This window comes from Streptomyces sp. A012304, from assembly GCF_026008495.1.
Classification (GTDB): Bacteria; Actinomycetota; Actinomycetes; order Streptomycetales; family Streptomycetaceae; genus Streptomyces.
In genome coordinates this window covers 344,963-357,472 of the sequence record NZ_BQUN01000098.1, presented here as the reverse complement: position 1 = coordinate 357,472, position 12,510 = coordinate 344,963, and the positions used below count along the sequence as shown (strand labels likewise).

The following is a 12,510-nucleotide window of genomic DNA, read 5'->3' as shown; positions in this document are numbered from 1 at the left end:
GGGGCGAGGGCATGCGGGAGCTCCTTGGGGTACGTACGGCTCGTCGGGGGGTTCCTCGAGGTGGGGGGTTGCGGGCCGGGGCGCGGACGGCCCCGGCCCGGTCGCGGTGTGCGGGTCAGCAGATCTTTCCGGCGCCGGCGCGGGCGCCGACGATGCCGGGGACGGCCCTGGGCGAGTCGACCTGGGTGCGCAGGGTCGGCGTCCAGCCGGCGCCCGACTGGAGGATCTCGCCGGGGATCTCGGCGTTGTGCACGGCGATCAGGTCGGTGAGCTTGCCGTTGACGTAGTTGTTCTGGGCGGTCAGCGGCGACTCGCTCCACTTCTTCAGCACCTTGCCGACCTTGGCGCCGGCCGGCAGTGAGATCGCGTTGTCGGTGGCGTGGAGCTGCGAGGAGATGCCGACACCGAAGATGTAGTAGTCGTCCTTCTGTTCCTCGGTCACCACGTAGTGGTTGTTGTAGACGTCGACCTGCCCGAACCGCACGCGCGGGGAGCGCTGGAGGATCCCGTCGAAGCGGTTGTGGTGCATGGTGACCTTGAGCTTGCCGGCGTCGATGGCGGCGAGGCCGTCGCCGTTGCCGATCAGCATGTTCTTGTCGTGGTCCTGGAAGCGGTTCCAGGAGACCGTGACGTAGTTGGAGCCGCGCACGATGTCGGTGAGCCCGTCGTGCTGCTGGAAGACCTTGCCGAAGTAGACCGGGCGCTCGCGGTCGGGGAAGCGCCCGTCGGTGAGCGTGTTGTGGTCGATCCACACGTGGTCGCTGCCGTAGACGACCACGGTGTCGTACTCGGAGTTCCAGTTGCCGGTCTTGTTGTCGTCGGTCGGGTCCCACTTGGGGAAGCAGTCGAGGGGGGCCTCGATGGTGAGGTTGCGCAGGATGACGTTGGAGACACCCTTGATCTGGAGGCTGCCGCCGAGGATGCCGGAGTTCTTTCCGACGCCGACGATGGTGGTGTTGCTGGGGATGTTGGCCTTGATCTCGGTGTCCTGCTTGGCGGCGGAGGCGACCCGGGCGTCCTCCTGCGGACCCATGGCGATCTTGTCGTTGCCGTAGACGGCCGGGTCGTAGTCCTTCAGGTACTGCTGGAGGTCGTAGCCGTCGGTGACGAAGGCCTCGCAGCCCTGGGACACGGCGTCGATCATGCCCTTGACCTTGATGATCTTGGGTGCGTCGCCGCCGGCCTTCAGCGCGGCCTTGAACTCCGCCCAGGTGGTGACGGTGTAGACGTGCTCGGCGTCGGCGGCGGCCCCGCCGGTGGTGCCGGTCCCGTAGGACCCCCAGCCGTCGCCGGCCGGGAGGGTCTGCCGGGCGAGGTCACGCCCGGACTGCGCCTGGGCCGTGGTGCCGGTGACCGTCAGGGCGAGGGCGGTGCAGCCGACGACGGCGACACTGGTGACCTGCTTGGTGACATGCCCATGCCACTTCTGTGCGTTCATGGTGCGGCTCTCTTCTCGACGAAGGGGATGGTTACGCGGGGGTGGCCGGCGGCCAGGTGATCCAGGCCTCGGGGATCTCGGCGTCGAGCCGGCGCACGTCACGGGGTGCCAGCACCCGGCGGTGCAGCAGCTCACCGGCGACGAGCCGGGCCACCGCGATCGCGCCCGGCGGGTTGAAGTGGGTGTTGTCCTGCTCGGTCGCGGTCCAGTTGAAGTACTTCTTGCTCTCCTCGACCCCGAGCCGCTGCCACAGCGCGAGCGAGAGCGCCTGGAGGTCGAGCAGCGCCACGCCCTCCTCCTCGGCGAGCGCCCGCATGGCCGCCGGGTACTCGCCGTGGGTCGGCAGGGCGTCGCCCTCGGCGTCGAACCTGCGCCGCTCCACGGCCGTCAGCAGCACGGGCCGCGCCCCACGGGCCCGGGCGCCGTCGATGTACAGCCGCAGGTAGTCCTGGTACGTCGTCCAGGGTTCGGTGTACCGGGTCGGGTCGGTGGTCTTCTCGTCGTTGTGCGCGAACTGGATGAGCAGGAAGTCGCCCGGCCGGATCACAGCGAGGACGGCGTCGAGCCGCCCCTCGTCCACGAAGCTCTTCGAACTCCGCCCGTTCACCGCGTGGTTGGCGACGATCCGGTCCTTGGCAAGGAAGAAGGGCAGCGCCATCCCCCACCCGGTCTCGGGCGCGGCGTCGGCGTACTTCTGGGCGGCGGTGGAGTCACCGGCGATGTGGAGGGTGCGGGGGCGCTGCCCGGCGTGCGCGGTACCGGCCGCTGCGGCGCCGAGCGGGAGGGCGGCGAGGGCGGCGGAGGTGACCTGTCTGCGAGTGAGGGACACGAACGTGCACCTTTCAACAGAGGTGGGTGTGCGAAGGGCGTGGGGAACCGCGCGGCCGGCCACGAACGGACCGCGGCCGGCCGCGCGGAACCCGGAGCGGGCTCCTTATCCGTTCTGCTTCTTCCACTCGGCCTGAGCCGTGTTCAGCTGCTCGGCCAGCGTGTCCAGGAAGTCCTTCGCGCTCATCTTCCCGAGCAGCACCTTCTGGAAGTTCGGCTCGTTGTCCGACTTCGAGATGGTGTTCCAGTCCGGCAGGTAGTACGGCAGCTGCACGATGGTGGTCGACCCGTCCGACAGCGCCTGCGCGGCCAGCTTCGTGGGCTCGGCCTTCTGGATCCACGTGTCCGACGCGGCCTCGGTGTTGGACGGCACCTGCCCGGCCGACTCGTTGAACTTCGAGTTCTCCGCCTTGGAGAGGGCGAACTCGATGAACTTCCAGGCGGCCTCCTTGTTCTTCGAGCTCTTGAACAGGCCGAGCCCGTCGACCGGGTTGGACACCTGGACCCGCTTGCCGTCGGCGCCCGTCGGCTGCGGGATGCCGCGGAACTTCTCGACCCCGAGGGCCTTCACGTGGTCCTGGTAGGAGCCCAGGTTGTGGTTGAGCATGCCGATGGTGCCGGAGTCCCACTGGGCGACCATCTTGGTGAAGTCGTTGTTGAGGTCGGCAGCCGGCGTGGCCTTCTTGTACAGGCCCGCGTACTTCTCCAGCGCGGCCACGTTCTTCGGGTCGTTGACGGTGGTCTTGTCGCCGTTCCAGAACGAGGTGATCCCGCTCTGCCCGTACATCGCGTCCAGCGCCTGCGCGATGGAGCCGGCGCCGCCGCGGATGGTGTAGCCGAACTCGTTCTTGCCGGCGTTCGTCAGCTTCTCGGCGGCCGTGTAGAACTTGTCCCAGGTCGTCGGCGCCTCCAGGCCCGCCGCCTTGAACAGGTCGGTGCGGTAGTACAGGACACCGTTGTTGGCGGAGGTCGGCATCGAGTACAGGGTGCCGTCGCCGCCGCCCGCGGCCTTGAGCGACTTGACCATGTCCTCGTTGAGCTTGCCGTTGAGGGAGGACTTGGACAGGCGGTCGTCCAGCGGCTCCAGCGCGCCCTGGGCGGCGAACCCGGCGAGCATGGCCGCGCCGACACCGCCGACGTCCGGCAGGCCGCCGCCCTGGATGGCGGTGTCCACCTTGGACTGGTACTCGGTGGAGGCGATGCCGACGTACTCGACCGTGATGTCCGGGTTGGCCTTCTCGAAGTCGGCGATGACCTCCTTCCAGATGTCGGTGCGGACACCGCCGTTGTTGTCCCAGAAGACGATCTTGCCCTTGCCGCTGCCCTCGGAGCCCTTGTCGCCGCCGGCCCCGCTTCCGTCGTCACCACAGGCGGTGGCGGTCAGAGCGAGCACGGCACCCAGGGCGACGGCCGTGGCGGCGCGCCTGCTTCTGCGGATGCTGATCTTCATTGAACGGCTCTCTTCTTCTGGATCCAACGGAATATGAAGTTGTGGGGGGTCAGTGGCGGGCGTACGGAGCCCAGTCGTCCGTGCCCTTCAGGTAGTGCGCGACGGTGTGGTCGCGGGCGTCCGCCTCGCTCATCTGCGGCCGGTCCGCCGTGACCGTGGCCCCCGGGCCGTGGTTGCGGTACTCGGCGAACCGCGCGTCCCGCCAGGAGAAGCCGCTCATGTCGGTCCACGGTGCGGCCTTGACGGCGGCGGGCAGCTCGGTCTCCCGGATCAGGACCTGGGCGACGGCGTTCGGCTCCCCGCCCGGGTGCCACGGCCGGCCGAGGTGGAAGGTCCCGGCGGGCGCGTCGCTCACGATCCTCGACCGGGTGATGAGGAAGCCGTACGGATTCCCCGTCCATGTCGAAGCGGCCGTGATGTAGCCGTTGTTGGTGTCCGAGCCCCGGCTGAGCGCGCGGATCACCGACCGCTCGACGACGGTCGTCGCCCGCCCGTAGAGGAAGTCGACGTCGCCCTCGATGTAGGAGTCGCGGATGTAGACCCGGCTGATCACGTCCAGCTTGGGGCTGTCGGTCATCAGCGTGTCCTGATTGCCCAGGAACGCGGTGTCCTCGAAGACGATCCGGTCACCGGTCGTCTTCACGGCCAGCGCCTGCTCGCCGTTGAGCTCGTGCGCGGCCTCGTCGAAGTCGTTGCTGAAGGTCAGGTTGCGGGCGGTGGTGTCACTGGCCGCGATCCGGACCGTGGCGCTGCCGGTCGAACCCCCGTACGCCGCGGGCGTGTCGTAGACGATGACGGTGTCCGAGCGGTCCTGTCCAGTCCCCTGCAAGAGGATCTTCGGCTTGGTCGCCGGGACGAACACCTTCTCCCGGTACGTGCCCGGCGCCACCGCGACGGTCACCGGCACAGAGTTGCCCACGGGCACGGCGTCCACGGCGGCCTGGACGGTCGGGTAGTCGGCCGGGACACGCAGGGTCACGGCGTCGCCGATCCTCCGCTGCGGCCCGGACAGCCGCGTCACCAGCGCGGGCACGGCGGCGGCCGGGTCCAGCCGGTAGGCGTAGAAGTCCCGCGGGTCGAAGGCGGCACCCCATTCGTCGTGCCGGCCCGTCGTGTTCCTCAGGACCGATCCGCGCTCCACCAGCTCCGCGGTGGCGTCGGCCTGGTAGGGGTGCTGGACGTCCCGGTAGTAGCTGTTCTCGATGACCATCTTGGTCCGGCCGCGCGACCAGTTGCCGTAGGTCCACACCGGGTCGCCGGGATCGGCCTGGGCCGTCAGGTAGTTGTTGTAGAGGTGCGCGTAGGCGGCGTTGTCGACGGACGGGTTGCGCTGTTTGGTGTTGCGGAACCAGTTGTGGTCGATGGTGATCTGCGTCCTGACGTCGGTCGTCCAGCCGAGACCGAAGGTCTTGTTGTTGTTCTCGAACCGGTTGTACGAGACGGTGACGTACTCGCTGTTCTTGCGGACGTCGAGCTGCCCGTCGCAGATGTTCGAGAAGCGGTTGTGGTCGACCCACACGTGGTGGACGGTGTCCATCTGGATGCCGTCGAAGTCGGTGTCCTTGCAGTCCCAGTCGCCCTCGACGGCCGAGTCGCGGATCGTCAGATTGCGGATGATCACGTTGTGGGTGCCCGGCTTCAGGTTCAGTTCGCCGTGCACGATCTCGCCGCTGTCACCGACCCCGATGAGCGTCTTGTCCGGGGCCACGACGATCTCCGCGCCGAAGGGCTGCACGGCGATCGACCCGGCGACCCGGATGACATAGGGCTCCTCGGCCGCCGCGTACTTCGCCAGCGACGCCTGGTCGGTGACCGTGACGACCTTGCCGCCGGCCCCGCCGGTGGTGCCGCCGGCCAGGGAGGCGAAGCCGTGCGCCTGGTCGGTCCAGCGGGAGGCGGCGGGGCCCGGCGGCGGCGCCGCCCCGGCCTCGCCGGCCGCGCCGAGCCCCAGCGAGGCGAGGAGGCCGGCCACGGCCGCCACCACGACACCACGTCTCGGCAAGCGCTTGCTATGGAAGTGCGTCATTGCGGCTCCCCACAGGCGTACAGAAGCGATGAAGTCAGAGAGGTCTGATACGGAACTCGGTGAACGTGGCCGACCCGGCGGCGCCCCCTCCCTCGGGGGCGACGGCGACCAGCCCGAGCAGGGCGCCCACCCAGCGCCAGGGGGTGGCGGCGAAGACGGGGCCGGAGTAGCGGAACCCGTCGCCGGTGTCGTGGGCGAAGCGGCAGCGGGCGTCCGCGCCGATCTCGACGCGCAGCCGGGCCCGTCCGCGCGGCGCGAGCCGCGGGTGGTCGGCGTCGCGCTCGGCCTCCGCGACGGCTTCGGCGAACCGGTGCACGAGGTGGACCGTCCCGTCGACCCCGCGTTGCAGTCCGATCCAGCCGAAGGCGTCCCCGAGGACGGCGAGTCCGGCCCGCGCGCCCGGCTCCTCGCCGTGCAGCTCCAGCCCCACCTCGACCACCGAGGGCGTGCCGGGCAGCCGCTGGGTGAGGACGTTCGGCAGTTTCCGCAGGTCGTGCGCGTCGGGCGTGCGCACGCAGGTCAGGCGCAGTCCGTCGCCGGAGTGGTGGGTGGCCCAGCCGTCCTGCGGGTTGGCGGTCCACTGCCACTGCCGGCCGAAGCGTCCGCCGGGGAAGTCGTCGTCGGTGGCGGGCGCGGCGTCCGGCTGCGGCGGCAGACCGGGCCTGCGGTGCTCCCGCACGGGCGCCCCCTCGTCGCCGAGCACCGGCCAGCCGTCCGGGCCCCAGCGCATCGGCTGGAGATGGACGACCCGGCCGTAGGGGCCGCGCTGCTGGAAGTGCAGGAACCAGTCCTCGCCGGACGGGGTGCGCACCCAGCCGCCCTGGTGGGGGCCGTTGACGTCGGTGCCCTTCTGCTCCAGGACGATCCGCTCCTCGTAGGGGCCGAAGAAGTCCCGGGCGCGGAAGGCGCCCTGCCAGCCGGTCTCCACTCCCCCGGCGGGCGCCAGGATCCAGAACCAGCCGTCGTGCCGGTACAGCTTGGGGCCTTCGAGGGTGAACCAGCCGGGGACGCGGTCGCCGTCGACGATCAGCTTGCCCTCGTCGAGCAGGGACGTCCCGTCGGGGTGCATACGGTGGCCGGTGAGGCGGTTCTTGACGCCGGAGCGGGACTTGGCCCAGGCGTGCACCAGGTAGGCGTCGCCGGTCTCCTCGTCCCACAGGGGGCAGGGGTCGATCAGGCCCTTGCCCTCCTTCAGCAGGTGCGGCCGGGTCCAGGGGCCGCGGATCTCGGGGGCGTTGATCTGGAAGATGCCCTGGTCGGGGTCGCCCCAGAAGATCCAGAAGCGGTCGTCGTGGTGGCGCAGGGACGGGGCCCACACCCCGCAGTCGTGGCGCGGCCTCGCGAACTCCTCGGCCGGTTCCAGGCGTTCCAGGGCGTGCCCGACCAGGGTCCAGTTGACCAGGTCGCGCGAGTGCAGCAGCGGCAGACCGGGGGCGCGGCCGAAGCTGGAGGCGGTGAGGTAGAAGTCGTCGCCGACGCGCACGACGTCCGGGTCGGACCAGTCGGCGTTCAGGACCGGGTTGCGGTACGTCCTCACTGGCTCACCGCCTTCCGCACCAGGGCCGCCGCCTCGTCACGGGTCAGCCGGCCGTCGGCGACGACGGTGACGATCCGGCGGACGGCGGTGTCGCCGGGGTCGATCGCCAGGCGCCGCTCGCAGGCCAGGGAGGAGCCGACGCCGGGGTACTCGGCGGTGCGCACGAACCAGGGGTCGCGGCGGGTGGTGTCGGTGGCGCCCGCGAAGACGAGCGTCCACGCTCCCCCGCCGTCGGCTCCGCCCGGGCCGGGGGCGCCCCCTTGGGCCAGGGCGAGCCAGTCGGCGCGGGTGCCGTGGACCTCGCTCTCGCCGTCCCGGTCGGCGGTGAAGACGTCGGGTGCCGTCCCCTCCTTGCGGGCGCGCCAGAAGAAACCGCCGTAGGCCGCGCCGGGGCGCCCGTTGGTCGCCGGGCTGCCGATCGTCAGCGGCCGCCCGGTGACGTTGGTGAGGGAGAAGGTGAAGTCCAGCGCCCAGGCGTTGTCGGTGAGTGCGGTGGCCGCGACGGTGCGCCGCTCGCGCAGCAGCTCGGCCCCGGCGGCCACCCAGCGCAGCTCCTCGACGAAGCCGTCGGGGTCGCGCAGCTGGAAGGCGGCGTGGCGCTGGGAGCCGTGGTTGTCGAGCTCGGTCGGGCCCTGGTCGCGGACGAAGGTGCGTCCGCCCCAGAAGTTGTGCCCCTCGACGTCGGGAACGGCGACACCGACGCCGAGGTGGTGGGTGTGGTCGGCGGGGCTCAGCTCGGTGACCGCCGTGCCGGCCAGGGTGGAGATGGGGTGCAGGAAGGGGCGCGGGGAGTGCCGGGCGGGCAGCTCGGGCCGGGTGACGTAGCGGCCGACGGGGCGGCCCGCGACGCGCAGGACGACCGGTGCGTCAGGTGCCGTCATCAGGTGCTCACCTCTTTCGGATGCGCGGTCGGGGACGCCCAGGGGGCGCCGAGTTCGGAGAAGAGGGCGAGGGTGTCGGCGGCGGCCGCGACCAGACCGTCGACGCCGGGCACCACCCGGCGGTCCTCGTGCGGCAGCGCGTGCCAGACGTCCTCGGGGAGCCGGACCGGGTCGGGGGCGACCCGGATCGCCTCGACGACCCGCATGAACGCCTCGGTCGCGGCCGGCGGCACCAGCAGTTCGGCGCCGTCGGTGAGGTGGTCGACGAGGTTCTCCAGCAGGTCGGTGCGGCCGTACTCGAACTCCTCGGGGCCGTGGTCGGCGCGCTGGAGCAGGACGCGGTCCTGCTTGTACCAGAAGGTGATCCGGCCCCGGCTGCCGTGCACCAGGACGTACGGGTCGTCGGGGTCCTCGGCGCACAGTGTCGCGGCGACGGTGACCGGGCGGCCCGCGCTGGTGGTGACGCGGACGCAGGAGGTGTCGTCGGACTCGATGGCGTTGGCGCGCGCCAGCTCGGTCTCGATGCCGGTGACGTCCTCGGCGCGGGTGGCGCCGGCCAGCGCGAGGGCGGTGGCGACGGCGTGCGCGAGCGGGTTGGTGAGGGCGCCGTCGATCACGTCGACGCCGTTCAGCCGCCGCTTGCCCGCCCAGGGCGCCCGCCGGTAGTAGGCCTCGGGGCGCGCCCAGGCGCCGGCCCCGCCGACGCCGGCGACCTCGCCGATCAGCCCGTCGGTGATCAGCTCGCGGATCGCGGGCACGGCGTGCGAGCCCAGCGACTGGAAGCCGATCTGGCAGGCGACGCCCGCCTCGGCCACCCCGTCCGCCATCCGGCGGAACTCCGCGTACGAGGGCGCCGGCGGCTTCTCCAGCAGCAGGTGCACGCCCTTGCCGGCCGCGGTCAGGGCCAGGTCGGTGTGGGTCGGGATCGGGGTGCAGATCACCGCGATCCGGGCGCCGGTGGAGTCGAGGAGGGCACCGAAGTCGGGGGACTGCTCGGGCGCGCCGAGGCCCTCGGGGATCTCGTCCGGGGTGAGCGGGGTCAGCTCGCAGACGCCCGCGAGCCGGACGATGCCCTTGTCCTGGAGCCGTCGGATGTTGTCCAGGTGCCAGCGGCCGTGGCCGCGCGCGCCCGCGAGGACGATGGGTACGGTCATGGGATCCTCCCTGCGCCCGCGCCGCGCTCCACCTCGCGGTCGGCCACCGCGGCGCTGTCGATCTTTGTGTGCAGGGTAGGCGTCCAGCCGACGTCCGCCGTGAGATCGCGCTCGCTGCCCGAGTTGTAGGCGTTGTGGATCGCGAGGAGGTCGACCGGATAGCCGTTGAAGAGGGTGCCGGTCTGGTGCAGGGCGGTGCCGTTCCAGCTCTTGACCAGGTCGGCGGCCTCCACGTGGCCGGGGGTGTGGAAGGCGTTGTTCTCGGCGTACAGCGCGGACTCGGTCGACACGCCGAGGGAGTAGCGGTAGTCGTGGGCGTCCTCGGGGACGACGTACCGGTTGTTGTAGAGGTGCACCTGTCCGAAGCGGACGCGCGGCGCGCGCTGGACGACCGACTCGAAGGTGTTGTGGTGCAGGGTGACCCGCAGCCTGCCGCGGTCGCCGGTGGCCGTGTCGCCGTTGCCGATGAGGATCGCCTTGTCGTGGTCGGCGAACCGGCTCCAGGACACGGTGACCAGGTCGGAGCCGTTGGTGATGTCCAGCAGGCCGTCGTGGCGCAGGTAGTTGCGGGCGAAATAGGTGGGTTCGGCGGCGTCCGGGTGGCCCTTGTCGCTCGCCGTGACGTGGTCGACCCAGACATGGGTGGCGCCGGCCAGCCAGATGGCGTCGTAGGCCGTCTTCCAGTCGCCGAGGCCGCCGGTGTTGGGCTGCCAGACGGGGAAGCAGTCGTAGGCGTCGCGCAGGTCGAGGTTGCGGAGGATGACGTTGTCCGCGTTCCTGACCTGGAGGCTGGCGCCCTTGAGCACGGCGCGCCCGCCCAGCCCGACGATCGTGGTGTTGGAGCCGACGCGCAGCGCCACCCGCTCGGCCTGCTTCGCCGCCGAGGCCTGGCGGGCGTCCTCCTGCGGGCCGCTGGGCCGGGCCGGGCCCCAGGTGCGGGGGTTGTAGGCGGCCAGGTACTTCTTCAGGTCGTAGCCGCCGGTGGCGTAGTCGGCGCAGTCCAGGCGGTCGCCGTCGTCGTCGGTGTTGACGTCGATCGTCCCCGCGACCTTGATGATCTTCGGGGTGTCGCTGCCGTTGTCGAGGGCGCGGACCAGGCCGGCGCGGTCGGTGACCGTGTACACGTGGGCGTCGTCGGCGGCGGCGCCGCCCGTGGTGCCGGTGCCGTACGACGCCCAGCCGTCGTTCGGGGCCAGGGTGTCACGGCTGATGTCGCGGGCCTCGGCGTGCGCGGGGACGCACAGCAGCCCCAGCAGCGCGCCGACGACCGTGACCTGACGGAGTCTCATCCCTTCACCGCCCCCGCGCTGAAGCCGGTGATCAGCCACTTCTGGATGAAGGCGAAGACGATCACCACGGGGACGGCGGCGATGATGCCGCCGGCGGCGAGCGCGCCGAGGTCGACGCTGTCCGCGCTCATCAGGGTGTTGAGGCCGACCGGGATCGTCTGCTTGTCCTGGTTGTTCAGGAACATCAGGGCGAACAGGAAGTGGTTCCAGGAGTGGACGAAGGCGAAGGAGCCGACGGCGATCAGCCCGGGCCGCAGCAGCGGCAGCACCACGATCCGGAAGGCCGTCAGACGGTTGCAGCCGTCGACCCAGGCCGCCTCCTCCAGCGAGTACGGCACGTTCTTGATGAAGTTGCTGATCAGGATCATCGACAGCGGCAGCTGGAAGACGGTCTCCGCGATGATGACGCTGCCCAGCGAGTTGATCATCTGGAGCTCGGCGAAGATCTCGAACAGCGGGACCAGCAGCAGCGCGCCCGGCACGAACTGGGAGCAGAGCAGGGCCAGCATGAACGCCTGCTTGATCTTGAAGTCGAAGCGGGCGAGGGCGTAGCCGCCGGCCAGCGCGACCAGCGTCGTCATGATCAGGGTGGCGACACCGACGAGCAGGCTGTTCTGGAAGTAGGTGCCGAAGCTCCGCTCGGTCCACACCTTCTCGAAGTGGTCGAAGGTGACCGGCCAGGGCACGAGCGAGGTGGAGCCGGCCGGGCGCAGCGCGAAGAGCAGGATCCAGTAGAAGGGGATCAGGGTGAAGACGAGGTAGATCGACAGCGGCAGGTAGATCTGCCAGCGCGGGACCTCGTCCCAGGAGCGGTTGTTCTTGCGCGGCCGCTGGTCGGTCGCGGTGGGGACGCTCACCGGCGCGGGCGCCACCTCGGTGGCCTCCTTGGTGATCACTTGGCCTCCCTTCCGAACTTGCTCAGCCGCAGGTAGACCATCGAGCAGAAGAGCAGAATCACGAACGCGACCGTGGTCAGGGCCGACGCGTAACCGAAGTTGTGGGACTCGACGGAGGTGTTGGCGATGTACAGGGGCAGGGTCGTGGTCTCGCCCGCGGGTCCGCCGCCGGTCAGGGTGTAGAGCAGGTCGACGTTGTTGAACTCCCACACCGCGCGCAGCAGCGTGGACAGGATGATCGCGTCCTTCAGGTGGGGCAGGGTGATGTGCCAGAACTGCTTGAACCGGCTGGCCCCGTCGACCTCGGCGGCCTCGTAGAGGTCCTTGGAGACGGACTGGAGGTCGGCGAGGATGAGGATCGCGAAGAAGGGGACACCGCGCCACAGGTCGGCGACGATCGCCGCCGGGAACACGGTGGAGGTGTCCGACAGCCAGCTGGTGCCGTACGAGCCGATGCCGATGTCCGCGAGGTAACGGGTGATGCCCGTCTGGGAGTTGTAGAGCAGCACCCAGATCGCGGAGGTCAGCACGCCGGAGACGGCCCACGGGGAGAAGACCAGGGCGCGTCCCAGCGCCCGGCCCACGAAGGTCTGGTTGACGATCAGCGCGAGCGCGAGACCGAAGAGCAGTTGCAGTCCGACCTCGACGAAGACCCACTTGGCGCTGAAGGTCAGGGTGTCCCAGAAGACCGGGTCGTCGGTGAAGGCGTGGACGAAGTTGTCGAAGCCCGCGTAGCCGTTCCGCCACGGTTTGGTGGGGTTGTAGTTCTGCAGGCTGTAGTAGAAGACGCTGATGACCGGGTAGGCGATGAAGCCCAGCATGAGCAGGGCCGCCGGGGCGATCAGCAGGTACGGGAGCCTGCGCGGGGTGGCGGAGGCACGGCGCCGCCGGGGTGGCGCGGGCGGTTTCGCCACGGCTGCGGCTTGGGCCATGACTGTTCTCCGTTCGTGTACGTCGTGCGTGCGTCGTGCGTGCGTTCTCGGTTCTCGTGCGTGGTTCTCGGGCGTGCGT

10 protein-coding genes are annotated in these 12,510 nt (G+C 70.5%); all 10 read right to left on the bottom strand.

Annotation, left to right across the window (positions count from 1 at the left end):
* Positions 1-115: 115 nt before the first annotated feature.
* Positions 116-1,438, bottom strand: coding sequence for a polysaccharide lyase family 1 protein (locus ALMP_RS24570; RefSeq protein WP_264931812.1), 1,323 nt, complete (start codon positions 1,436-1,438; stop codon positions 116-118).
* A 31-nt stretch (positions 1,439-1,469) separates the two neighbouring features.
* On the bottom strand, positions 1,470-2,267 hold the full coding sequence (locus ALMP_RS24565; RefSeq protein ID WP_264931810.1) for a rhamnogalacturonan acetylesterase: 798 nt from the start codon (positions 2,265-2,267) through the stop codon (positions 1,470-1,472).
* A gap of 105 nt (positions 2,268-2,372) precedes the next feature.
* Positions 2,373-3,716: a sugar ABC transporter substrate-binding protein gene (locus ALMP_RS24560; RefSeq protein WP_264931808.1), complete on the bottom strand. Its 1,344-nt coding sequence runs from the start codon at positions 3,714-3,716 to the stop codon at positions 2,373-2,375.
* A gap of 49 nt (positions 3,717-3,765) precedes the next feature.
* On the bottom strand, positions 3,766-5,742 hold the full coding sequence (locus ALMP_RS24555; RefSeq protein ID WP_264931806.1) for a pectinesterase family protein: 1,977 nt from the start codon (positions 5,740-5,742) through the stop codon (positions 3,766-3,768).
* A 34-nt stretch (positions 5,743-5,776) separates the two neighbouring features.
* Positions 5,777-7,279 (bottom strand): glycoside hydrolase 43 family protein, encoded by a 1,503-nt coding sequence (locus ALMP_RS24550; protein ID WP_264931803.1) that lies wholly within the window; start codon positions 7,277-7,279, stop codon positions 5,777-5,779.
* Positions 7,276-8,160 carry a PmoA family protein gene (locus tag ALMP_RS24545; protein WP_264931801.1) on the bottom strand — a complete coding sequence of 295 codons (885 nt, stop codon included), beginning with the start codon at positions 8,158-8,160 and terminating at the stop codon, positions 7,276-7,278. Before ALMP_RS24545 ends, ALMP_RS24550 begins: the two co-directional genes overlap by 4 nt.
* Entirely contained in the window at positions 8,160-9,314 is a 1,155-nt protein-coding gene (locus tag ALMP_RS24540; protein ID WP_264931799.1) for a Gfo/Idh/MocA family protein, read from the bottom strand. Before ALMP_RS24540 ends, ALMP_RS24545 begins: the two co-directional genes overlap by 1 nt.
* Positions 9,311-10,603: a polysaccharide lyase family 1 protein gene (locus ALMP_RS24535; RefSeq protein ID WP_264931798.1), complete on the bottom strand. Its 1,293-nt coding sequence runs from the start codon at positions 10,601-10,603 to the stop codon at positions 9,311-9,313. Before ALMP_RS24535 ends, ALMP_RS24540 begins: the two co-directional genes overlap by 4 nt.
* Positions 10,600-11,499 carry a carbohydrate ABC transporter permease gene (locus ALMP_RS24530; RefSeq protein WP_264931796.1) on the bottom strand — a complete coding sequence of 300 codons (900 nt, stop codon included), beginning with the start codon at positions 11,497-11,499 and terminating at the stop codon, positions 10,600-10,602. Before ALMP_RS24530 ends, ALMP_RS24535 begins: the two co-directional genes overlap by 4 nt.
* Positions 11,496-12,431, bottom strand: coding sequence for a carbohydrate ABC transporter permease (locus tag ALMP_RS24525; protein WP_264931794.1), 936 nt, complete (start codon positions 12,429-12,431; stop codon positions 11,496-11,498). Before ALMP_RS24525 ends, ALMP_RS24530 begins: the two co-directional genes overlap by 4 nt.
* Positions 12,432-12,510 lie beyond the last annotated feature (79 nt).